This is a genomic window from Klebsiella sp. P1CD1 (assembly GCF_003790505.1).
Lineage (GTDB): Bacteria > Pseudomonadota > Gammaproteobacteria > Enterobacterales > Enterobacteriaceae > Klebsiella > Klebsiella variicola.
The window spans coordinates 4,921,613-4,943,635 of sequence record NZ_CP033631.1 but is presented as its reverse complement, the minus strand read 5'-3'; the positions used below and the strand labels follow the sequence as shown (position 1 = coordinate 4,943,635).

The window sequence follows — 22,023 nt, the reverse complement described above, 5'->3', positions numbered from 1 at the left end:
ATTCAGTCGTTACGCGGGTCACTAATCGGCTGGCGAACCAGGAAAATGTAGGCCAGTGCGCCGAGAGCGGTCACACAGCCGCATATAACCAGTGCCAGCTGGAAGGAATGGGTGGTATCGACAATAAATCCGGTCACCACCGGTGCGAATGAAGCGCAGATAAAGCTGGCGAAATTCTGAATACTGCCGACGGAAGCCGTCATTCTTGATGCTACGGCGACGTGGATCAATCCCCAGCAGGACGTTCCGGCAAAATGAATACAGAACAACGCCATACCGATTAACAGCACCGCCGCGATTGAGGTGGTGGCATGCGGCACGATCAGCGTAAACGCCGCGGAGCAGAACATCCCGGCAATAATGCAGATCTTGCGGCTTTTGATCGGGGCCATGCCGCCTTTGACCAGCCAGTCGGTGACGTAGCCATTGATCAGCATACCGGCGGCACCAAACAGGAAAGGAATGGCGGCCATAAACCCGGTACTTTTCAGATCGAGGTTATACGCCGTTTGCAGGTAACCCGGCAGCCATGCCAGATATAGCCAGGCGGTATAGTTGATGCCGCTGAAGCCGAACATCATTCCCCACATGGTTTTGTTTTTAAACAGACTGCGCCATTCGGCAAAGCTCAGCGGGTCGCGGCGCACGTTGACGCTTCCGGCATTAAGGTAGGCCTGCTCCTCGGCGGTGAGGGGGATATCCTCCCGGTTGCGATAAAGCATATACCAGCCGATAGCGACAAAGATCCCCAGTACGCCGATGGTAATAAACATCCAGCGCCAGCCCATCATCAGCATCATCGCGGCAAGGATCGGCGGGCTGATCGCCACGCCAATCGTCGAGGCGGCGTTAAAGAAGCCCATTGGGCGACCGCGCTCTTTAATATTAAACCAGTCGTTGATCACCTTGACGCCGCACGGGTTCATCGGCGCTTCGCCGATCCCCATGCCGATACGCACCAGGACAAACTGCGTAAAGCTGTGCACCATCCCGGAGACCGCCTGAAATAGCGACCAGAAAAACATGCCCAGCCCCAGCATGATGCGTGGACCTTTGCGATCCAGCAACGGCCCGCAGGGCAGTTGCGCAATGCCATAGGCCAGAGAGAAAACCGATAACAGCGCCCCGATTTCAGTGGCGGTAAGCCCTAACTCCTCGCGAATCGTTAAGTTCGCAACGGACAATGAACTTCGGTCGAGGTAGTTAATCACCGCCGCCAGAAATAACAGAATCATTGCCGTTGTTTGAATCTTTTTAATACGAGAACTACGTTGTAGTGTATTTTCTAAGGGAACTGAAAGGGTTTCCGCTTCCCCCTTTTTAAAGTCGGTCTGCGGGTCTATGGTTATATTTTGTGATTCCACGCCTGACTCCTGATTATTATGTTTGAATACCAAGTGACAACGAAGGGGGTAAACATCACCCACCTGTTTCACAGTAAAGTAAGTCGACTTGTTTTCAGCATAAATAACCTTTTTGAGGGCGCCGGATTACGTTTTTGGATTTGTGCTGTTGCTAATCATTTTCTGTTTTTAATCGGTACTTAATGTGCCAGCGATTCACTTTGCTTGAGAGAGTTAATCATGGATTGCTTCGCGGAGTTCAGGTGGTTACGTAGCGCCAGGTTGGCATCCAGATCGCTGCGACAGATGAGTGCGCTCAGGATCGTCATATGTTCATCAATGGCGATGATATTGCGCTGTTTAAGGTCACTTTCATCCCACTGATAGTGGAAGTGAAAGATCACGGAAATAATTTCAAGTGATTGATTAAAAAATATATTATCAGCAGCGGAAAGCAGCAGCGAATGAAAATCACGATCGAGCTGGGAGAACATACGAAAGCTGTTGCCGATGCTGTCCCGCAGGGTGCGGTGGCGCTCGAGCAGGGTTTTGGCCTGCAGCCAGCGGGCATCGCTGTCCGGCAGATTAAGAAAATGTTGAAGTGCGTGGGTTTCCAGCATTTCCCGCAATTCGAACAGTTGCTCGGCCCAGGATTGCTCAAATTTTTTCATGTTCCACTGGCCGCGCTTTTCGCTTTCAATCAGGTTGTAGCGGCTGAATTTCAGTAAAAATTCTCTGACCACGACCGGGCTGACGCCCGCGGCACGCGCCAGTTGCAGTTCGGAGAACCGCTCCCCGGCGCGTAGCTGACGCTGGTTAATCATGGTAAAAAACGCTTGTTCAAAGAGACGGTTTTGTTCGGTCAGCGAGGCGCTGGAACCATCGAAGCCGTCCTGTACTTCCGGCTGACGAAGGATCTGGTAGTCGTGATTGACCTGGCTCAAGACGCCGCGCTCGCATAAGTGGCAAAGGATATGGCGCACCGTGGTGCGGCTGATGTTATACATCTCCGCCAGTGCGCTTTGCGAGGGTAGCGGCGAGGGGATAAAGCCACGCGCCATATCGTTGATGACCTGGTTAATAACATTGTGACGTAGGTTTTGTGAGCGACTCATAACGTTTTCCTTTTTTATCCATTAAAGCCGGATTTAAAACAGTTTTGTGCGCGACATTTCACAGATTTTGCAATGAGTTTCACTCTGTTTCTATTTTTCATCGATATCTAAGCCAACAAATACGGAGGCAATTATTATGACATCGATGAATACTTTAGTGTGTCAGGAACCTAAAAAACTACACTGGGAAAAACGCCAGATTCCCATTCCCGGCGATGATGAAGTGCTCATTAAAATAAAGGCAGTGGGGATTTGTGGGACAGACATTCATGCATGGGGCGGCAATCAGCCTTTTTTTAGTTATCCGCGTGTTCTTGGACATGAAATATGCGGTGAGATAATTGGGCTGGGTAAAAATATTCTTAATTTGAAGAGCGGCCAACAGGTTGCTGTGATTCCCTATGTCGCCTGCCGCCAGTGTCCGGCCTGTCTGAACGGCCGGACAAACTGCTGCGAGAAGATTTCGGTGATCGGCGTGCATCGGGACGGCGGGTTTAGCGAGTATCTCTGCGTGCCGGTAAACAATCTGCTGGTGGTGGATGACGTTGAGCCGGAAGCCGCAGCGCTAATTGAACCCTTCGCCATCAGCGCCCACGCGGTGCGCCGCGCCGCTATCCGGGCAGGGGAGCAGGTGCTGGTGGTTGGCGCGGGCCCCATCGGCCTTGGGGCGGCGGCGATCGCTAAGGCTGACGGCGCGCAGGTGGTGGTGGCGGATACCAGCCCGGCGCGGCGCGATCATGTGGCACAGCACCTTGGTCTGACAACGCTCGACCCTTCCGACCCGCAGTTTATCGAACAGCTGTGCGCAGCCTTCGGCGGTTCTCTGGCGCAGAAAGTGATTGACGCGACGGGAAATCAGCAGGCGATGAATAACACCGTTAATTTAATCCGTCACGGCGGCAGCATCATTTTTGTTGGTCTGTTTAAGGGAGAACTGCAGTTCTCCGACCCGGAATTTCATAAGAAAGAGACGACGATGATGGGCAGCCGTAACGCGACGGAAGAGGATTTTGCCAAAGTTGGGCGGCTGATGGCCGAGGGGAAAATCACCGCCAGGATGATGCTGACCCACCGTTACGATTTCAGGTCGCTGGCGGACATTTACGAAAGCGAAGTGATTAACAATCGTCAGCTGATCAAAGGCGTTATTCATTTTTAGCAGGTAAGCTTATGAAATCGTTAAACCGACAAGATTTTCCCGGGCCGCAGTACCCGACGCGCGCGATTCAGTTTGGCGAGGGCAACTTCCTGCGGGCATTTATTGACTGGCAGCTGGATCTGCTGAATGAGCAAACCGATCTGGCGGCGGGCGTGACCATTATTCGCCCGATCAACACCGCGTTTCCGCCGTCGTTAAATACCCAGGACGGACTCTATACCACGATCATTCGTGGGTTGAATGAACGCGGCGAGGCGGTGAGCGAATCGCGGATTATTCGCTCCGTTAATAACGAGCTCAATCCCTGGCAGGATTTTGCCAGCTATCTGGCGCTGGCTCGTAATCCGGCGATCGCGTTCGTATTTTCAAATACTACCGAAGCGGGTATTAGCTATCATGCCGGAGACCGGCTTGACGATAAGCCGCCGGTTAGCTTCCCGGCGAAGCTGACCCAACTGCTGCTCGAACGTTTCCGCCATTTCAATGGCGCTGCGGATAAGGGGTGGACGATTATCCCCTGCGAGCTAATCGACTACAACGGCGAAGCGCTGAAGGCGCTGGTGCTACGCTACGCCAAAGAGTGGCAATTGCCCGCGGCTTTTCGCGACTGGGTTGAGACCGCCAATACGTTTTGTTCAACGCTGGTTGACCGCATCGTCACCGGCTACCCGCGTGATGAAGCAGAAAAGCTGGAAGCGGAGCTGGGCTACCATGATGCTTTCCTTGATACCGCCGAATACTTTTGGTTATTCGTCATTCAGGGTCCGCAGGCGCTGGCGGAAACGCTGCGGCTGGATCGCTACCCGCTTAATATCCGCATCGTAGAGGATATCCGGCCCTATAAAGCGCGCAAGGTTGCCATTCTTAACGGTGCGCATACCGCGCTGGTGCCGGTAGCATGGCTGTGCGGGGTGGATACCGTTGGCGAAGCGATGCAGGACGAAGCCATTCGCCATTATGTACAGCAGACGATTGATGAAGAGATTATCCCGGCGCTCGATTTACCGGCCGAGGAGCTTCGTCAGTTTGCCGATGCGGTCACCGGGCGCTTTCTTAATCCCTATATTCGCCATCAATTGCTCGCCATCGCCCTGAACGGCATGACTAAGTTCCGCACCCGGATCCTGCCGCAGCTGCTGACGACAATCCGCCAGCACGGCGCGATCCCGCCGCGGCTAACGTTTGCCCTGGCGGCGCTTATCGCCTTCTATCGCGGCCAGCGCGACGGACAGGTGTATCCGCTGCAGGATGATGACGTCTGGTTAACCCGCTTCTCGCAAGGATGGAAGCAGGTGGCGAACGGGAGCCCGCTGCATGGACTGGTGCTGGAGGTTTTACAGGATAACGCGCACTGGGGCGAGGATCTGACGGCTATTCCCGGCCTTTCCGACCAGGTCACGCGCTATCTGGAAATGATTTTGCGCTCAGGAATGCGGGAGGCCCTGGCGCGGCTGTAACGGTTTTGTTATGCGGCGTCCGCGGATTTGGGCGCCGTTTTTTTTGTGCTCCGAACCGCAAAAAGTGAATTTAGCGCCAACGCCTGGTGGATTTCCCGCATCATAAGCCTCTGTAAGGTGAAGAGGGGGATGTCATGCGTAAAACGGAACTGTTGGCTTTTCTGCAAAATCAGACCGATTTTTTTGATCCGGATAACCTGAGCGAGGTCTTCACCGCTGGCTACCTGGCCCGGCGTTTTGCGATGCAAAGAAATACCGCCAGCCACTATCTGAATCAGTTGGTGGCCCAGGATGTGCTGTTGAAGATCAATACTCGACCAGTCTATTTCCTGCATAAAGCCGCCTTCTGCCAGCAGTTTTTCCCTCTTTCCCGCAGCGAGTACGCCAGCATGGCGGAACTGCTCGCAGAGAGCGACCGGCAGCCGGAGCAGGCGGATCATTTCTCATTGCTGACCGGCCATGACGGTAGCCTGCGCAAGCCTATCGAACAGATGAAAACCGCGCTGTTTTATCCCAACGGTGGGCTTCCGCTGCTGATCGTTGGCGACAGCGGAACTGGCAAGAGCTATATGGCGGAGCTGATGCATGAGTTTGCTATCGCCCAGGGGCTGCTGCCGCCCGATGCGCCTTTTGTCAGCTTTAACTGCGCCCAGTATGCCAGCAACCCGGAGCTGTTGGCCGCCAACCTGTTTGGCTACGTCAAAGGCGCGTTTACCGGCGCGCAGAGCGATAAAGCCGGGGCGTTTGAAGCGGCAAACGGCGGCGTGCTGTTTCTCGACGAAGTCCACCGTCTGGATGCGCAGGGGCTGGAGAAGCTGTTCACCTGGCTGGACCGTAAGGAGATCTATCGGGTGGGGGAAACGGCGCAGGGGATGCCGATTTCGCTGAGGCTGGTGTTTGCCACCACCGAAGATATTCACAGCACGTTTCTGACCACCTTTATTCGTCGTATCCCGATCCTCGTTAGCCTGCCTGATTTACAGACCCGCAGCCGCCACGAAAAAGACGCGCTCACGCTGCAGTTTTTCTGGCAGGAGGCGCGCACGTTGGCTACCCGGCTGCAGCTGACGCCCCGGCTGCTACAGGTGCTGACGCACTATGTTTATCGCGGTAACGTCGGTGAGCTGAAGAATGTGGTGAAATACACCGTGGCGTCGGCCTGGGCCAGGTGTCCGGGCAGCGAGATGCTTACCGTGACGCTGCACGATCTGCCGGAAAATATCATGGCTGCGACGCCAGCGCTCAGTGAAGCGATGGGCCAGCAGGAGCCGCTGCTTATCGAGCCGCAGACCAGCCTGGTCTGGCTGCTGCGCGCGCGCGACCCGATTCAGGGGCTGATTTACGATACTCAGTGCCGCGTTCTCGCGCTGTATGAGGCGGTGCAGAGTAAAAAAACGCTTTGGGATGAGGCGCAAAAAAGCATGGGCGAGGAGATTGAAACCCTCTTCGATCGGCTGATTTTCGATAATCACGATGCCAATAGTTCGCATATGCTGCTACTGATAACGCATCAGGTGCGGGAGGAGTTTTATCGCCTTGAAAAGCGCTTCAATATCCAGTTTAACGGCAACTGTATCTACGCTATAAGCCACTACCTGATACATCGTTCCCGGCAGGGGCCGTCCACGATGAGCAACGAGAAAAGCCGCCTGCTGGAGGATTTTCTGGCGCAGAAATATCCGCTGCTGTATCGCTTTTGCGAAGAGATCCTCGCTGCGCTGGCGCTGAAGCTGGACATTGAACCCCGGCGCATTGACCTGCTGCTGCTGGTGCTGTGGTTACATAAAAATGGCGCCATCAGCCAGCAGCAGGTGACCCGGGCAATTATCCTCGCCCACGGTTACGCCACCGCCAGCAGCATCGCCAACGTGGCGAACCGGTTGCTGAAAAGCCAGCTGTTTGAGTCATTCGATATGCCGCTCGACGTGACGCCGGAGGCTATTGCTAACCAGGTGATGGCCTATATTGAGAGCCACGCTCTGGCGTCAGGGTTGATCATTCTGGTCGATATGGGATCGCTGAACGCCATTCATCGCCATTTTAATCGTCGGCTGAGTACGCCGATGGCGATAATTAATAACGTCTCGACCGGGATGGCGATGTACGTTGGGGAGCGCATTTTGCAGGGCGTTATGCTGGAAGATATCGTCCGCGACCTCGGCGATGACCTTGCGGTTGAGCACCAGCTCTATTACCCGCAAACCGATAAACCGCGGGCGATTCTTACGACCTGCGCGACCGGTCTGGGCGCGGCAGCGAATCTGTCGGCGCTGTTAAAAGCCAGCATTCCTGAAGCGCTGGGGATCGATATTGTGGCCTGTGATGTGGAAACGCTCGCCGATCCCGCGCGGCGGCAACCGATGCTCAGCCGCTATGAGGTGCTGGCGATCGTCGGTACCCTGGATCCGCAGCTTGCCGATCTGCCGTGGATCTCGCTGGATTCGCTGATTTCCGGCCAGGGCAGCCGCCCGCTGATGCGTATCTTCGGCGAGCTGGCCTCCTCTGAACAAGTCAGCGAGATCAATAACCTGATCCTGAAAAATTTCTCGCTGCGCCGGGTGATCGAGTCGGTGACGATCCTCGATACCGCAAAGGTCATCAATCAGGTCGAGCAGTTTTTACTGCGCTATGAGCATCTGGCCGGCTGCGACGTGCCCAACGATCGCAAGGTGGCGCTGTATGTGCATATCAGCTGTCTGATAGAGCGCCTGATCCGCAACGCGTCGCCATCCCATTATTCCGGAAGGCAGTGTCCGCAGAGCGAGCTGGCGACGCTCCGCGAGGCTTTTAGTGTCATAGAGAGCGGGTATAGTGTCAAAATCCCCGTCGTCGAGCTCTGCTACATTCATGATATCCTGACGCGGGAAACGGAATTTATTCAGGAAGATCAAGAGTTTTAGTTCCCTCAGTCCGTTCGTCTTTGCGCTAACCAGCGCGTCACTGTTTCTGGCACGCCGGTTGCAATTAAGAAAGCAGTGGAATGCGCTTTCGAGGTAAGGATGAAACGACACTATATTTTTGCCAGCCATGGCACCTTTGCTAACGGTTTGCTGAACTCCGTGGAGCTGATCCTCGGTAAACAGCCGGATATTCATACCCTGTGCGCCTATGTAGAAGAGGAGTCAGATCTCACGCAGCAGGTGGAGGCGCTACTGGCGCGTTTCCCGGCACAGGATGAGCTGATAGTGATTACGGATATTTTCGCCGGTAGTGTGAATAACGAGTTTGTGCGTTTTTTATCACGCCCACACTTCCATTTATTATCCGGTTTAAATCTGCCGTTAATTATTGACTTGCTGATTTCCGCAGCGGAAGAGAATACTGAAAAATTAATTACTGAAGCATTAACCAGCGCCAAAGAGAGCATTCAGTACTGCAATCAAACGATTGCCAGTGCGATGACTATGGATAAAGACTTCTGAAATGAGGAAGCATGATGATTACGTTATTAAGGGTAGACCATCGATTACTTCACGGCCAGGTGGCCTTTTCCTGGACCCAATATGTCAGCGCCGATTGCATTTTGATCGCCAACGACAGTGTCCCTGAAGATGAACTGCGGAAAACCACCATTAAGCTTGCCAAACCGTCCTCGGTAAAACTGGTGATTAAAAATATCAATGATGCTATTGAGGCGATAAAAAGTGGGGTGACCGATAAATATAATTTATTTATTGTCGTGGAATCGGTCAATGACGCCTGGCGTATTGCCTGCGCTATCGGGGAAATAAAAAGCATAAATCTCGGCGGAATTAAGGCTAAAGAGGGCAGTAAAAATATCTCTAAGGCGATTAATTTACTGCCGACAGAAATAGAGCAGCTACAACAACTGGTGGGGAAGGGCGTCGAGGTGGAGATTCGCCAGGTCCCGAACGATCGCAAACAGCTTTTTACGGAATGCGTGTAATTCCGGAGGACAGATTATGGTAGAGGCTCTCTTACTGGGTCTGGTGGCGTTTATCGCGCAATCGGAATATGCCTTAGGGACGTCGCTGATTTCCCGGCCTATCGTCACCGGGCTGTTGACCGGACTGGTGCTGGGGGATGTACAGACCGGCGTCATTATGGGCGCGACGCTGGAGCTGGCGTTTATCGGCTCTTTCTCCGTTGGTGCCTCGATCCCGCCCGACGTGGTGACGGGCGGTATTCTCGGCGTGGCGTTCGCCATCACCTCCGGCGCGGGCACGGAAACGGCGCTGTTGCTCGGCCTGCCTATCGCCACCCTGACCCTGATCCTGAAAAACGTTTATCTGGGGATGTTTATCCCGATGCTCAGCCAGAAGGCGGACGGGTATGCGGAACGGGCGGATACGCGGGGCATTGAGCGGATGCATCTGATTGCCGGCTTCGGGCTGTCGCTGATGCTGGCCACGGTGGTCACCGTTTCATTCCTGGTGGGCAGCAACGCGGTGAAATCCCTGCTCGATACCATCCCGGAATTTATCAAACACGGGCTCAGCGTCGCCACCGGCATGATCCCGGCGCTCGGCTTCGCGATGCTTGCCAGGTTGCTGATTAACAAGAAAGTTGCGCCGTACTTTTTCCTCGGCTTTGTGCTAATGGCTTATTTGAAAATCCCGGTGACCGGCATCGCCATTCTCGGCGCCATCGTGGCGGTGGTCATGGTTAACGTCACCGCGTTGAATTCACCTCGTACGACGACAGAACAAGGAGTCAGCGATGACGACGAAGACGATTTCTGAAGAGACCCTGCAACCGCAGGAGCAGGAAGAAACCCGGATTACGCCACGAGATTTACGCCGGGTGTTCTGGCGCTCCTTCCAGATGGAGTTCTCGTGGAACTATGAGCGGCAGATGAATCTCGCCTTTGTTTACGCGCTGATTCCGGTGCTGAAAAAGCTCTATCCGCGCAAAGAGGAGCTAGCCAGGGCGCTGAAACGTCATCTGGTGTTTTTCAATACCACGCCGCATATCGTCACCCTGCTGCTGGGGATCACCACGGCGATGGAGGAGAAAAACAGCCAGCAGAAAAACATGGATGCCACTGCGATTGATAACGTCAAAGCCTCGCTGATGGGGCCGCTGGCCGGGCTGGGGGACTCTTTCTTCTGGGGGACGCTGCGCCTGATCGCCACCGGGATCGGCACCAGCCTGGCGCTGAAGGGCAACATCCTCGGGCCGATCCTGTTTCTGCTGGTGTTTAACGTGCCGCACATTCTGGTGCGCTGGTGCTTTACCCGCTGGGGCTACGTGCTGGGAACCGGGGTCCTGCAGCGGATCCAGAAGAGCGGAATGATGGAGAGCCTGACCTACGGAGCGTCGATTATCGGCCTGATGGTGGTCGGGGCGATGACCGCCTCAATGATCGATATCACCATCCCTCTCTCCTTTGGTGCCGGAGAAGCCAAAACTCAGGTGCAGGACATTATCAATGACATTCTGCCCTGCATGCTGCCGCTGGTGAGTTTTGGCATCGTCTACTGGCTGCTGGGACGGAAAGTTAAACCGCTCTCAATTATTGGCGGCATGGCGCTGGTGGGCATTCTGGGTTCGTGGATCGGATTGTTTTAACGGGAGTGAGTTATGCGACCAACAATGATGACCTATATCAGTGAAGAGCCGGCCTGCCTGGCGCAGATCCTGCGTGGCTACCGGCAAAAGCTGGCGGCGATTGAGACCTTTGCCCGCCAGCACCCGGTACGCCGAATTTTGCTGCTGGCGACCGGATCGTCGCTGAATGCCGCGCTGTGCGCGCGCTATTTCTTTGAACAACGCTTCGGCGTGCTGGTTGACATTAAAGAGCCGTACAACTTTATCCATTACGAAGCGATCGACCCGCATACCGATCTGGTGGTGGCGATTTCACAGAGCGGGAAAAGCGCGTCAACGCTGGAGGCGATGCGTAAGGTACAGGCCTCAGGACTGCCGGTGTTTGCCCTGACCTCCGACCCGCAAAGCCCGATAGCCCGCGCTTGCGATGGCGTTCTGGATATCAATACCGGGATCGAGAGCGTAGGGTTTGTGACCCGCGGTTTTAGCGCGACGGTGCTGAATCTGTTGCTGATAGCGCTGATCATTGCTCGTCAGCAGGGGAAAGTCAGCGAGGTCGAGGAGCAGCACTATCTCGCTGAATTCCAGCGGCTGCTTGCGGCGATCCCGGATGTTATCGCCCGCACCTCGCGCTTTATCGACCGGTATAGCGAAACGCTGCGGAGCGGGGAGCGCTTTGTCGCCACCGGCTACGGTGCGCTGGTTGGCGTGGCGAAGGAATTTGAAACCAAATTTACTGAAACGGTGCGCGTGCCTTCCAGCGGCTTTGAGCTGGAAGCCTATATGCACGGTCCCTATCTGGAAGCCAACGCCCGCCATGTGATGCTGTTTATTGAAGATGCGCCGGATGCGCGAACCCGGGCGCTGCGGGACTATATGGCGCCGTCCATTGCCCGGGCTTTTACGCTAACGCTGAGCGATGACGAGGATGCGCAGACGCTGGCGCTAAACTGTCCGTGCGAGCATCACCTGGCGCCGCTGTTGCTGATTGTTCCCGTCCAGATGCTGGCCTGGCATACCGCCGGACTGAAAGGCATCGATCTGGCTAAACGTATTTTTGACGATTTTGACCGCGTATTAAAAAGTAAAATCTGAATATTCAGGAGAAAACTATGTTGGGTTTTAATCAGGACGAGTACCTGACCAGTGCTCGCGAGATCATCGCTGCGCGTAAACAGGCTGAAACCGTGGCCGACGATATTTATGACAGCGGCTGCAGCGCATTATTTTTTGCCTCGGTAGGCGGTTCTCTGGCACCGATGATGGCCATTAATGAGTTTGCCAAAGAATTAACCAGTGTGCCGGTATATCTTGAGCAGGCGGCCGAATTAATTCATCGCGGACATAAAAAATTAAATAAAGATGCAGTTGTCGTAACGTTATCTAAATCCGGTGATACCAAAGAGTCGGTAGCTATTGCCGAGTGGTGCAAGGCGCAGGGGATCCGCGTGGTGGCTATTACCCGTCATGCCGACTCGCCATTGGCCGCCGCCGCCAGCTGGCATATTCCGATGTGCCACAAAAACGGTGTGGAATATGAATATATGCTGCTGTACTGGTTATTCTTCCGCGTTATTTATCGTCACGGCGAGTTTGAAAATTATGCGCGATTTGCCAGCCAGCTCGAATTACTGCCGGAAAATCTTCTGCAGGCCAAACGCCAGTTCGATCTCCAGGCGGATAGCATTGCCGCACAATACCACGACTGCGACTATATGATGTGGATTGGCGGCGCGGAAATGTGGGGCGAGGTTTACCTGTTCTCAATGTGTATTCTCGAAGAGATGCAGTGGAAGCGGACGAAATCCGTGAGCTCGGCTGAATTTTTCCACGGCACCCTGGAGCTGCTGGAAAAAGAGGTCCCGCTGTTTCTGGTGAAAGGAGAGGGGAAATGCCGGGCGCTGGACGAGCGCGTCGAACGCTTTGCCGAAAAGATAACTGACCATCTGGTGGTGATCGACCCGCGCGACTATCCGCTGAACGGCATTGATGACGCGTTCCGCTGGATTATGGCGCCGTGCGTGGTGTCCACCCTGCTGGTGGATCGGCTGGCGGCCCACTTTGAACACCATACCGGCCACGACCTCAATATCCGCCGTTACTACCGTCAGTTTGATTACTAAGCCATGTTGATGGCGGCCAGCCGGGCTGGCCGCCATGCTATTCTCCGAGGCGCTTCCCAGAAAATTATCGTCAAATCCATTCGGGTAAAAACCGGTGGTAGAGTCCGGCTTTCCTTCTCTTTCAGGCAAGCGGATGGCCATGAAAAAACGGATGACCTCGACGCCGCACGATGCGGTCTTTAAACGATTTCTTCGCCACCCGGAGACGGCGAATGATTTCCTCGCCCTCTACCTTCCCGAAGCGATCCGCCAGCAGTGCGATTTCGCTACCCTGAGACTGCAATCGGCGAGCTTTATCGATGAGGATCTGCGCGCCTGGTATTCGGACGTCCTCTGGTCGGTGCAAACTACCTGCGGTGCGGGGTATGTTTATGTGGTGATAGAGCATCAGAGCTCACCGGATAACCATATGGCGTTTCGCCTGATGCGCTATGCGATTGCCGCAATGCAGCGCCATCTGGATGCCGGGCACAAAACGCTGCCGTTGGTGGTGCCGATGCTTTTTTATCACGGTGTGACCAGTCCATACCCCTTTTCCCTCAACTGGCTGGATGAATTTGCCGACCCGCAGCTGGCGAAGAGGCTCTACGGCAGTCAGTTTCCATTGATCGACGTCACGGTCATGCCGGACGATGACATCGTGCAGCATCGGCGGGTCGCCCTGCTGGAGCTGATGCAAAAACATATTCGCCAGCGCGATCTCAGCGGCATAACGGAGTCGTTGGCGGCCGTTGTGATGCTGGGATACACTAACCGTCGGCAGTTGAGAATGCTGTTTCACTATATGCTGCAGTATGGTAATACGGCCGAGCCGGGCGTGTTTCTCCGCCGGCTGGCCCGCCGTCTGCCACAGTATGAGGAGACACTGATGTCTATCGCGCAAAAGCTTAAGCAGGAAGGTCGGCAAGAAGGTCGGCAGGAAGGTCGACTAGAAGGCCGGGAAGAAGGGCACCAGGAGGGCTTGCAGGAAGGAAGCCGGCGCGAGGCGCTGCGCATTGCCGGCAGTATGTTACAAAATGGCCTCGACAAAGAGATGGTTCAGAAAATCACTGGACTGTCGGCTGATGAACTACAGCCGCTGTAGGGTTAACGCCCTGCCACGGCAACCGTTGCCCGGCGCGGAAACCCGCCGGGCAGGATGGTTTTAGCCTTCACTTTTCACCACTTTGATCTCCACCATGCCGATCCCCAGCTGACGTGGGGAGTGACCGAGGATATTGCCCTCGTTGGTGGACTGCGGGTCCGGCGGAGTGATGGTCAGGGTGTTGCTGCGCGACGGGTTGTCGAAATGCAGCGTCGTAGTGGTCACATCATTGGCCAGCGTAAGCACTTGCTCACTTTCACCTACCCGCACCGGGATCGGCTTATTGGCGTTTGGGCCGTAAGCTTTGGCGGTGATCACCAGATCAAATTTTTCCGGTAGCGGCTCTTTATATTCAATCTTCACGTCGCTGCCCAGCTGGGCATTGGACCACCGACCCCAGGACTCGGGACGCGAAATGCCGCTGAACTGCTTGACCTCTTCCGGGGCGCCGGCGACGTTAAACACGAAGCTGTCGGCCTTGTAGCGAATATCGTTGTCGACGACTTTTAGCGTATCGACGTTCCCCTTATAGCGCTCCATATCGATAAGGGTATCCCTGAAAGCGGTTTTGCCTTGCCACTGCGGCTTATCGACGTGCTGAACCTTTTGCTCACCGCCCAGCTGCCCCTGCGAGACGCACCAGTCGGTAGAGAGCGCGAGTTCAGGCGCCCACAGCTGCCCCATTTTATAGCAGCGATCGACCCAGACGAAATTATCCCGCGGCGCGAAATCGGCCAGCTGGAAGCGCAGCGGCGCGGAGTATTCGCTCTCCGGCAGCGGTTCAACGCGCTGGTTTGATACCCTGAGCAGTAGCGGCAGACGGAAATGGCTGCCGGAGAAGGCGATCATGTTCTTCTGCGAATCGATGGTGAAGTTTTTCATCTCTTTCGGGAAGTTCCACAGGCGGATCACGTCCGGTTTCCAGGCCAGGACCTTCTCTTTCATATTCATGAAAATACCGGAGAGCGACTGGCCGGAGAGGCTGCTGCGCCCGAGGCCGATATAGTTATCGCCGCCGAGAATATCGAGCACCGTCGCGCCGTTATCCATGGTGTTGCGTTTCACCGCCAGGGTCTCCTGCTGCGGTTTATCGCCGCGCAGGACGAAGAACAGATTGCTGCGATCGTGCTTGTTGAGGTAATCCCAGGCGCTGTTCTTCATGGCCAGGTGATCGGAAGAGACCACGATGACCGTGTTTTTGAAATAGGGTGAGGCTTTAATCTTCTCTATCAGCGCGGCGATATGTTCCTGGCTGCAGCTAACGGCGCTGAAGGAGAGGTTTTTCTTACCGTCCACGTCATAGCGTTTACGCTCGCAGGTGCGCGAGATAAAGCCGTCGGGGTGGTGGGTATCCACCGTCAGGGCGAACAGCGAGAAGCGTTTACCGGAGCGCGACAGCTCTTCGAATTTTTTCCACGTCTCATCGAGCACGGTGTCGTCATAGAAGCCCCAGTCGTTGCGATAGGCGGGATCCGCTACCGTAGTTTTGAGCTCTTCCGCCCCGTACAGGTGATCGAAGCCGTGGGATTTGAGAAACACGTCTTTGCCGGCAAAGCGCAGGTTGGCTCCCTGCACAAAATAGTTTTCATAGCCGGAGTTTTTCAGGATATCGCCAAGGCAGATATTCTGGGGAAAGAAGCTGGAGACCGAGGCCGAGGCGTTGCCTTCAAACGGCGCGAACAGCGGAATGCCGCACTGCGAGGCGACCATACCGGCGATGGTGTAATCCGTCCCCGGGAGCTGCATGGTATTGCTGAAATCGAGGCCCTGATCTTTTATTTTGCCGAGCTCAGGGGTGAGGTTAGGAAAGGCGTCGTTATCAAAATAGGTACGCTCGAGGCTTTCGCCATAGATATAGACCAGGTTCAGCTGTGGATTGTCGATACGCTTCGACGGCTCTTTGTAGTATGCGGCAAAGTCCGGGTCACCTTCCCGTGACTGCGATTTCACCAGCTCGCTGATCTGATGGAAGGCTGGGCTGGCATCCACGGAGGCCAGCGCCAGCAGCAGCGCCGCCAGGCTGTAACCGACGTGATGAGGATGATGCCGACGGCGGCGCAGCACCCAGCCCAGCGCGCCAAAGACGGCAACCAGCGCGACGCCCACCCCGACGCCCGGCAGAATGTATTTGCCGATCCCGGCGCCAGTCAGGCTGTTGGTCAGGGTATAGAGCACCGCGTCGTTGATGCCGTCGCCGGTAAAGTAGTCGCTGGCGTAGAGGGTGATATTCAGCACCACGAACAGACCTAACACCGTGAGCGTGGCGGCAAACCACCAGGTGTTACGACCCGCTTTCCAGGCATACAGCACCACCGAAGCTAAAAATAAGGCGATGGATAACAACTCTGACACAGCTCATCCTCATTAGCGCCAGTTGTCGGCTGGCAGAATAGATTACTTTTCACGCCACACTGTAATTGCAGCGCCATCTTGCTGCAATTCTAGCGTCATGAAACTGTGCAGTTATTCAGAATTGGTTTAGATGTTGCCTTTTTTGATCGGTGTCGCATCGGGTGTGGCGGGGAAGCGGAGAGGGAAAAAGGGTAAAAAAACCGTTTCAGGCCGCGCTGCCGTCGCGAAGGCAACAAACGCGGCATGAGCAGTACGTATCAGGAGAGGAAGTTAACGCCCTGTTTTAAGACCAGATCGCAGGCTTTGGTTTTCACCTGTTTCGCCAGCGAGCTGTTGCCAAGCGTATTCAGGTCCAGCTGCTGGCCGTTATTACTGTTGAGCAAGCCCTGCAGGCCATCAAGATAGTTGGTGTCTTGTTTCTGTTTTTCCGGCGTGCTGAGTCCCAGTTTATCCAGCACCTGGTTTTTGACGTTATCGGCGCTGGTCACGGAGGCCAGTTTCTGTTGCGCGCAATATGACAGGATCCCGGCCGCATTATTCATGCTGCTGGCGGTCAGAGACTGGCTGCTGCCGCTGAGCAGGCTGGTTAGCGAGGAGACGGACATGCCGCCGCTGCCAGCCTGGGTGCTGCTGCCGCTAAGCTGGCTGGCGGCGCTGTTAAGAGAATCCTGCCAGGAGGCAGCGTGAGCGCCGGCGAGGGTAAATGCACTGGCGGCAAAAGCGGCAAGTAAGCCATTTTTAAACGATTTCATAGACGGACTCATAAGCGTGACTGAATAATCGCTTTAGTATAACGCCGTCATCGTCCGGAAATCTCTTAATACTCCTTGCCAGTGACGCGGTGCCGGTAACTTTCCCAGTTGAAGATAACCCACAGACTGTTCCCCAGCCGCATACGGTCCATTACCCGTTCGCCGAGCAGCTTGTTCATCTCTTCCATATTACTGTTGGTGAGCATCCCGGTAGGCCGTTTGGATGAAGAACGACGGTCAACTATCTGATTGATAATGACCTTCTCATAGCGAGACTCCGTCTGCATACCAATTTCATCAATCACTAACAGGTCGACTTTGCTGAGGTCGCTCAGCAACTGCTCTTCGCTCGTTTCCCGGTTGCCAAAGGTATCTTTCATCGCCGACATAATATCGGCCACGGTGATGATTAAGACCGACTTCCCGCGCAGCAGCAGCTCGTTGCAGATGGCTGCCGCCAGGTGATTTTTACCGGTCCCCGGTTTACCGGAGAAGATAAAGCTGGCGATATTGCCATCGAACTCTTCCACATACTGACGTGCGCGGGCGAGGGCGTTCATCTGTCCTTCGCACTCGACGCGGTAGTTATCAAAGGAACAGTTCTGATGCAGCGGGCGGATCCCTGAGCGGTTGAAGGTGCGCTGCATTTTCATCGCGCGATTCTCCCGCTCCAGCGCTTCGGAACGCAGCCGGCCTTGCTCTTTTTGCCAGGCCAGCAGTTCTTCGCCGGTTTTAAACGCCGGTTCGATATGGGCCGGCATCATTTTCTGCAGACGCTTCATCAGGTCGCCCACGTTTTTCATGCTCATCCTCGGAAACCTCGCGGAATATGACTGTCGGGTTCGCTCACGCTGTTCACATCGCGCTTCGGCTGTCCGCCGTTGCTGGCGCGGCTGATTTGCACGCTACGTGCCAGCTTCTGCTGCCACTGCACGTGGTGAAACACTTTACCTTCCGCCTGCCAGTAAGCGACGAAGGCAGCCAGCTCTTCCGGCGTGACTGGCTGGCTCAGGGCAATGCCCCATAGCGCGGCCAGGCGCTGAAAATCGGCGTCCGGCTGCCAGTCGGCGTACATGGCAAATTTGCCCATTGGCACCGCAACTGGCGCCGCGGATGGCTCCTCGAAAAACTGCGGGTCAAGGGCGATGTCGCTGCCGGGGCGCGCCAGCCTGGCTTCCAGCTCCAGCAACTGCGCCAGCCGCGCTGGCGTCAGCGCATAGAATGCCGGCGCGTTATTGGCAAAAACGGCAACGGTGCCGTCAGTTGATTTCGCCAGCAGCGCCGCGTGCTGCTGGAGGAACTCTTCCAGGCCGCTAAAATGGGAGGTTAAAATTCGCGAAGACATAACTCTATCTCAACTCTGAACTGCAAAGAGTGGGGTGATCTGCACATAGTAGCACAGAGCCCGTCGCGGAAGGAGCGTCGCGGCTGTACCGCGACGCCGGGGGTCAGACGCGAGGGCGCTTACGATACAGCCACAGACCGGGTATCGACAGGCCAATAGAAAGGGCGCCCACAATAGACGATGCCTTTAAAAAATTGCTCAGCAGCAAAATCATCATCTCTTCAGAATAGCCAAAATGGCTGATCTTTACCGCGGAGATCATCGCGGTGTAGGCCGAGATGCCGGGAAACATCGGGATCACGGCGGCGACGGTAAAAATCTTCGGATGCGCCAGATACCAGCGTGACCACTGAATGCCGATGCTGCCCACCAGCAGCGCGGCGAGAAAGGTGGCCCATTCAATGTTAAAACCGGCGCTCATCATGACCATGCGCGAGCCGTGACCGATCGCCCCCAGCAGCGCGCACCAGCGCAAGGCGCGCTGGGGGACATTAAAGACCATGGCAAAACCAACGGCGGGGATTGCCGCCAGCAGCATGTCTTCCGCCAGTGCGAAAATAAACGAGATTATGCCCATCCGCGCAGCCCCCATACGGTCATCGCCATCACCACGCCAATGCAGGTGGCAAGGGTTAACAGGCTGGCGATCGCCCAGCGGGCGAGCCCCGTATTAATATGCCCTTTAAACATATCGGCGACGGCGTTGATCAAAGGAAAACCCGGAACCAGCAGCAGGACGCTGGCGGCCATGGCAATGGTCGGCGTACTGGCAAAGGCCGGGAGGCGCAGCAGCAGCCCGGAGATGGTGGTGGCGACAAAGGCGGTGATGCAGAAGTTGATCTGCGGATGCATGGACCGGTGGGTCAGCACCTGGCGAATGTACATGGCTACAGTACTGGCGCAGAAGCTGACCAGCGCGCCGTCCCAGCCGCCGTTATTCAGTTTGCAGAAACAGGCGCAGGAGAGCCCCACCATGATGACCAGCAGCCAGCGCGGATAACGCAAGGGAACGATCTGCGCAAAGCGCTTCTCGACATCGCGATAGTCGAGCAGCTTATGTTCGGCGAGGATCACAATGTGCTGCACTTCCGTTACCACATGCATATTGATGCCGCGGTCGACATTTTTACGCGTTGAGGTGAGACATTCGCCATCTTTAATGGTGGTCAGCACGATGGCATTAGACGAGATGGCGCTTTCGACGCTATCCATTCCCAGCGCCCGTCCGAGGCGGGTGGATAGCTCTTCCACCAGCGCACTTTCGGCGCCGTGCTGTAACAAAAAAAGACCACACTGGATGCACAATCGTGTGATTGCCCGCTGCTGTGACCGATCAACCTGCATAATTCCTCTGCTGTCCGCGACGTCTGGTTATCTGTCGATACTTTAACCTGAAGCGCCGTAGCGGCTGAGGGGGGCGGGATCAAATAATATGCAAAAATGTCCCGGCTGGCGGGGCGGCAGAATTTGAAGCGTCCCACACTTTTGCCAGTTTGGTGAAAAGTGCAATTTTTGCCGCCATTCATCCCTTCTTTTTCCCGTCTGACTTATCAAAAATGCAGGAAAGCACTTTTATTAAACAAAAAATATACAAATAATTAACCCTGCAAGAGTGAGACAACCCTATGAAAACACAGGTCGCGATTATTGGCGCAGGCCCCTCCGGGCTGCTGCTGGGGCAGTTGTTGCACAACGCCGGGATCCATACCGTGATCCTCGAGCGTCAAACGCCACAGTATGTGCTGGGGCGCATCCGCGCGGGAATTCTGGAAAGCGGCACCGTCGATCTGCTACGCGAAGCGGGCGTGGCGCAGCGGATGGATGCCGAAGGCCTGGTGCATCATGGGGTGGAGTTTCTGTTTGATGGCCAGCGGGTACCCGTCGCACTGAGCGAGCTGACTGACGGCAAGAGTGTGATGGTTTATGGCCAGACGGAAGTGACCCGCGATCTGATGGCGGCCCGGGCCGCCAGCGGCGCGCCGATCGTCTATGGCGTGAGCGAGGTGGCTATTCATGACGCGAAAAGCGACCGACCGACGGTCACCTACCTCAGCGAAGGTGAAACCTGCCGCCTGGAGTGCGACTTCATCGCCGGTTGCGACGGTTTTCACGGGGTGTCACGGCAAAGCATTCCCGCTGACATTCTCAAAACCTACGAGAGCGTGTGGCCGTTTGGTTGGTTAGGCCTGCTGGCGGATACGCCGCCGGTCAATCCGGAGCTGATTTATGCACACCATCAGCGGGGGTTTGTATTGTGTAGTCAGCGCTCACTTACGCGCAGCCGCTATTATCTACAGGTTCCGCTGAGCGATAAGGTTGAAGCCTGGTCGGACGAACGTTTCTGGCAGGAGCTGAAAAGCCGCTTGCCGGAGGACCTGGCATCCAGGTTAGTGACTGGTCACTCACTTGAGAAGAGCATTGCCCCGCTGCGCAGTTTCGTGGTGGAGCCGATGCAGTATGGGCGGCTGTTTCTGGTGGGAGATGCGGCACATATCGTTCCGCCAACCGGCGCCAAAGGGTTAAACCTGGCGGCATCGGATGTTAACTACCTGTGGCGGATCCTGCGTGAATACTATCATCGTGGCCGCAGCGATCTGCTGGCGACCTACTCGCAACTGGCGCTGGATCGGGTGTGGAAAGGGGAACGCTTTAGCTGGTTTATGACTCGCCTGCTGCATGATTTCCCGGACCAGAATGCGTTTGACGCCAAAATGCAGGCCGCCGACCGCCGCTACTACCTTGGCTCCCGCGCCGGGCTGACCACCATCGCGGAAAACTACGTGGGCTTGCCCATGGAACGCGTTACCTGACTAAAGAGGAGTGATTATGCCGCCCATGCAAGTCGTCCCCGTATTTAAGCTGTATGGCGAAGAGCGCGGCTGGCCAACGCCGGACCTGCTGCACTGCGAGTCGATTTTGCAGCGTAGCAGTCTGTATGAGTGGCATATTCGCGTTCATCAGCATGCGGAAATGGTCCAGCTCCTCTACCTGCATCAGGGCCGGGCGGAGATCGAAATTGAAGGCGCCACCGCGGTGATGACGGCGTCCTGCATCCAGGTGGTTCCCGCCCTTTGTATTCATGGGTTTCATTTTTCACCCGGGACACAAGGGTATGTGCTCTCTCTGGCGCTGCCGCTGCTGAGCCGGTTTGAAAACCAGTTCGGCCGGCCGCTGGATGTGCTTAGCGTACCGCAGTGCGTGCCGGTAGGCCGTTCCCGGGGGCATATGCATACGCTATTTTCGGCGCTTCGCGAGGAATATTGCGAAGAGCATGATGCCCGGGAGATGATGTTGTACTCGTTGCTGGGGACGCTGCTGGTCTGGCTGAACCGGCAGTGCCGCCCCGCACCGCCCGCGGAAGATAAAGCGGAGCGGAAGCGCAGTATGATGCGCCACTTTTCCCGGCTTATTGAGAGCCACTACCGGCAGCATCTCCCGCTGGCGGAGTATGCGAAGCTAATTGGGTTGTCGGTCACGCACTTAAATTATTTATGCCGCGAGTTCTATGGCTGTAGCGCGCTGGGAGTATTGCATCAACGCCTGATGCTGGAAGCGCGACGCAATCTGCAGTACACCCGCATGACGGTAACACAACTCTCTGATTACTTAGGGTTTAGTGATGCTGCCTATTTTTCTCGCTTTTTCCGCCGCTATAGCGGGATGTCGCCTAAAGCATTTAGAGAAACAATCAAAGATAATGCTTTATAACTCACGTGCCTGAAATTACTTTTGCTAAATAATAGTTTTATCTTTTCTAATTTATTAGCGCAGGAGCGTCTGTG

The 22,023-nt window shown here is 55.4% G+C and carries 20 protein-coding genes; 12 read left to right on the top strand and 8 right to left on the bottom strand.

Translation table 11 applies throughout. The features are described 5' to 3' along the window. Positions 1-2: 2 nt before the first annotated feature. The gene (locus tag DTA24_RS24460; protein WP_012542946.1) at positions 3-1,364 is read right to left on the bottom strand and encodes an MFS transporter; all 1,362 of its coding nucleotides are present in this window, start codon (positions 1,362-1,364) and stop codon (positions 3-5) included. A 179-nt stretch (positions 1,365-1,543) separates the two neighbouring features. Further along, on the bottom strand, positions 1,544-2,458 hold the full coding sequence (locus DTA24_RS24455) for a GntR family transcriptional regulator (RefSeq protein WP_008807558.1): 915 nt from the start codon (positions 2,456-2,458) through the stop codon (positions 1,544-1,546). A gap of 136 nt (positions 2,459-2,594) precedes the next feature. Here DTA24_RS24455 and DTA24_RS24450 point away from each other — a divergent pair, with 136 nt between their 5' ends. The 10 genes from DTA24_RS24450 to DTA24_RS24405 all read left to right on the top strand — a co-directional run bounded on the left by DTA24_RS24450 (position 2,595) and on the right by DTA24_RS24405 (position 13,792). Beyond that, the gene (locus tag DTA24_RS24450) at positions 2,595-3,617 is read left to right on the top strand and encodes a zinc-binding alcohol dehydrogenase family protein (protein WP_023339546.1); all 1,023 of its coding nucleotides are present in this window, start codon (positions 2,595-2,597) and stop codon (positions 3,615-3,617) included. 11 nt (positions 3,618-3,628) lie between these two features. Next, positions 3,629-5,074, top strand: a complete 1,446-nt coding sequence (locus DTA24_RS24445) for a tagaturonate reductase (RefSeq protein WP_008807556.1) — start codon at positions 3,629-3,631, stop codon at positions 5,072-5,074. A gap of 134 nt (positions 5,075-5,208) precedes the next feature. After that, a complete protein-coding gene (locus DTA24_RS24440) occupies positions 5,209-7,974 on the top strand; it encodes a sigma 54-interacting transcriptional regulator (RefSeq protein ID WP_123837092.1) in 2,766 nt (921 codons plus the stop codon). Between the two features lie 99 nt (positions 7,975-8,073). Further along, entirely contained in the window at positions 8,074-8,496 is a 423-nt protein-coding gene (locus tag DTA24_RS24435) for a PTS sugar transporter subunit IIA (RefSeq protein ID WP_012542942.1), read from the top strand. 14 nt (positions 8,497-8,510) lie between these two features. Beyond that, the gene (locus DTA24_RS24430; RefSeq protein ID WP_038422774.1) at positions 8,511-8,981 is read left to right on the top strand and encodes a PTS sugar transporter subunit IIB; all 471 of its coding nucleotides are present in this window, start codon (positions 8,511-8,513) and stop codon (positions 8,979-8,981) included. Between the two features lie 16 nt (positions 8,982-8,997). Then, positions 8,998-9,777 (top strand): PTS mannose/fructose/sorbose/N-acetylgalactosamine transporter subunit IIC, encoded by a 780-nt coding sequence (locus DTA24_RS24425; RefSeq protein ID WP_008807552.1) that lies wholly within the window; start codon positions 8,998-9,000, stop codon positions 9,775-9,777. Continuing rightward, entirely contained in the window at positions 9,755-10,606 is an 852-nt protein-coding gene (locus tag DTA24_RS24420) for a PTS system mannose/fructose/sorbose family transporter subunit IID (protein WP_012542940.1), read from the top strand. Before DTA24_RS24425 ends, DTA24_RS24420 begins: the two co-directional genes overlap by 23 nt. A 12-nt stretch (positions 10,607-10,618) precedes the next feature. Next, on the top strand, positions 10,619-11,680 hold the full coding sequence (locus DTA24_RS24415) for an SIS domain-containing protein (RefSeq protein WP_043875835.1): 1,062 nt from the start codon (positions 10,619-10,621) through the stop codon (positions 11,678-11,680). A gap of 17 nt (positions 11,681-11,697) precedes the next feature. Beyond that, positions 11,698-12,708, top strand: coding sequence for an SIS domain-containing protein (locus DTA24_RS24410; protein ID WP_008807549.1), 1,011 nt, complete (start codon positions 11,698-11,700; stop codon positions 12,706-12,708). Positions 12,709-12,841: 133 nt separating this feature from the next. Further along, positions 12,842-13,792, top strand: coding sequence for an Rpn family recombination-promoting nuclease/putative transposase (locus tag DTA24_RS24405; RefSeq protein ID WP_162823402.1), 951 nt, complete (start codon positions 12,842-12,844; stop codon positions 13,790-13,792). Positions 13,793-13,852: 60 nt separating this feature from the next. Here DTA24_RS24405 and opgB read toward each other — a convergent pair whose 3' ends face one another. The 6 genes from opgB to DTA24_RS24375 form a co-directional block, all read right to left on the bottom strand. After that, complete coding sequence (opgB, locus tag DTA24_RS24400) at positions 13,853-16,144, bottom strand: phosphatidylglycerol--membrane-oligosaccharide glycerophosphotransferase (RefSeq protein WP_012542938.1); 2,292 nt, start codon at positions 16,142-16,144, stop codon at positions 13,853-13,855. A 257-nt stretch (positions 16,145-16,401) separates the two neighbouring features. Then, positions 16,402-16,896 carry a DUF2501 domain-containing protein gene (locus tag DTA24_RS24395; protein ID WP_008807546.1) on the bottom strand — a complete coding sequence of 165 codons (495 nt, stop codon included), beginning with the start codon at positions 16,894-16,896 and terminating at the stop codon, positions 16,402-16,404. 65 nt (positions 16,897-16,961) lie between these two features. Further along, the gene (dnaC, locus tag DTA24_RS24390; protein ID WP_008807545.1) at positions 16,962-17,699 is read right to left on the bottom strand and encodes a DNA replication protein DnaC; all 738 of its coding nucleotides are present in this window, start codon (positions 17,697-17,699) and stop codon (positions 16,962-16,964) included. 2 nt (positions 17,700-17,701) lie between these two features. Then, entirely contained in the window at positions 17,702-18,241 is a 540-nt protein-coding gene (dnaT, locus tag DTA24_RS24385) for a primosomal protein DnaT (protein ID WP_008807544.1), read from the bottom strand. A gap of 103 nt (positions 18,242-18,344) precedes the next feature. Further along, positions 18,345-18,818 carry a threonine/serine exporter gene (locus DTA24_RS24380; RefSeq protein WP_012542936.1) on the bottom strand — a complete coding sequence of 158 codons (474 nt, stop codon included), beginning with the start codon at positions 18,816-18,818 and terminating at the stop codon, positions 18,345-18,347. Next, positions 18,809-19,585: a threonine/serine ThrE exporter family protein gene (locus tag DTA24_RS24375; RefSeq protein WP_008807542.1), complete on the bottom strand. Its 777-nt coding sequence runs from the start codon at positions 19,583-19,585 to the stop codon at positions 18,809-18,811. Before DTA24_RS24375 ends, DTA24_RS24380 begins: the two co-directional genes overlap by 10 nt. A gap of 281 nt (positions 19,586-19,866) precedes the next feature. Here DTA24_RS24375 and pobA point away from each other — a divergent pair, with 281 nt between their 5' ends. Both pobA and DTA24_RS24365 read left to right on the top strand, forming a co-directional pair. Beyond that, entirely contained in the window at positions 19,867-21,051 is a 1,185-nt protein-coding gene (gene pobA, locus DTA24_RS24370) for a 4-hydroxybenzoate 3-monooxygenase (RefSeq protein ID WP_022065581.1), read from the top strand. 16 nt (positions 21,052-21,067) lie between these two features. After that, positions 21,068-21,949 carry a helix-turn-helix domain-containing protein gene (locus DTA24_RS24365; protein WP_023297031.1) on the top strand — a complete coding sequence of 294 codons (882 nt, stop codon included), beginning with the start codon at positions 21,068-21,070 and terminating at the stop codon, positions 21,947-21,949. Positions 21,950-22,023 lie beyond the last annotated feature (74 nt).

What these genes read in the sequence shown, in the direction of transcription:
- DTA24_RS24450 (WP_023339546.1), top strand. Translation starts at nt 2,595, where the DNA reads ATGACATCGATGAATACTTTAGTGTGTCAGGAACCTAAAAAACTACAC.
- DTA24_RS24415 (WP_043875835.1), top strand. Translation starts at nt 10,619, where the DNA reads ATGCGACCAACAATGATGACCTATATCAGTGAAGAGCCGGCCTGCCTG.
- DTA24_RS24430 (WP_038422774.1), top strand. Translation starts at nt 8,511, where the DNA reads ATGATTACGTTATTAAGGGTAGACCATCGATTACTTCACGGCCAGGTG.
- DTA24_RS24440 (WP_123837092.1), top strand. Translation starts at nt 5,209, where the DNA reads ATGCGTAAAACGGAACTGTTGGCTTTTCTGCAAAATCAGACCGATTTT.
- DTA24_RS24435 (WP_012542942.1), top strand. Translation starts at nt 8,074, where the DNA reads ATGAAACGACACTATATTTTTGCCAGCCATGGCACCTTTGCTAACGGT.
- pobA (WP_022065581.1), top strand. Translation starts at nt 19,867, where the DNA reads ATGAAAACACAGGTCGCGATTATTGGCGCAGGCCCCTCCGGGCTGCTG.
- DTA24_RS24365 (WP_023297031.1), top strand. Translation starts at nt 21,068, where the DNA reads ATGCCGCCCATGCAAGTCGTCCCCGTATTTAAGCTGTATGGCGAAGAG.
- dnaT (WP_008807544.1), bottom strand. Translation starts at nt 18,241, where the DNA reads ATGTCTTCGCGAATTTTAACCTCCCATTTTAGCGGCCTGGAAGAGTTC.
- DTA24_RS24425 (WP_008807552.1), top strand. Translation starts at nt 8,998, where the DNA reads ATGGTAGAGGCTCTCTTACTGGGTCTGGTGGCGTTTATCGCGCAATCG.
- dnaC (WP_008807545.1), bottom strand. Translation starts at nt 17,699, where the DNA reads ATGAAAAACGTGGGCGACCTGATGAAGCGTCTGCAGAAAATGATGCCG.
- DTA24_RS24395 (WP_008807546.1), bottom strand. Translation starts at nt 16,896, where the DNA reads ATGAAATCGTTTAAAAATGGCTTACTTGCCGCTTTTGCCGCCAGTGCA.
- DTA24_RS24405 (WP_162823402.1), top strand. Translation starts at nt 12,842, where the DNA reads ATGGCCATGAAAAAACGGATGACCTCGACGCCGCACGATGCGGTCTTT.
- DTA24_RS24455 (WP_008807558.1), bottom strand. Translation starts at nt 2,458, where the DNA reads ATGAGTCGCTCACAAAACCTACGTCACAATGTTATTAACCAGGTCATC.
- DTA24_RS24445 (WP_008807556.1), top strand. Translation starts at nt 3,629, where the DNA reads ATGAAATCGTTAAACCGACAAGATTTTCCCGGGCCGCAGTACCCGACG.
- DTA24_RS24375 (WP_008807542.1), bottom strand. Translation starts at nt 19,585, where the DNA reads ATGCAGGTTGATCGGTCACAGCAGCGGGCAATCACACGATTGTGCATC.
- DTA24_RS24410 (WP_008807549.1), top strand. Translation starts at nt 11,698, where the DNA reads ATGTTGGGTTTTAATCAGGACGAGTACCTGACCAGTGCTCGCGAGATC.
- DTA24_RS24380 (WP_012542936.1), bottom strand. Translation starts at nt 18,818, where the DNA reads ATGGGCATAATCTCGTTTATTTTCGCACTGGCGGAAGACATGCTGCTG.
- DTA24_RS24420 (WP_012542940.1), top strand. Translation starts at nt 9,755, where the DNA reads ATGACGACGAAGACGATTTCTGAAGAGACCCTGCAACCGCAGGAGCAG.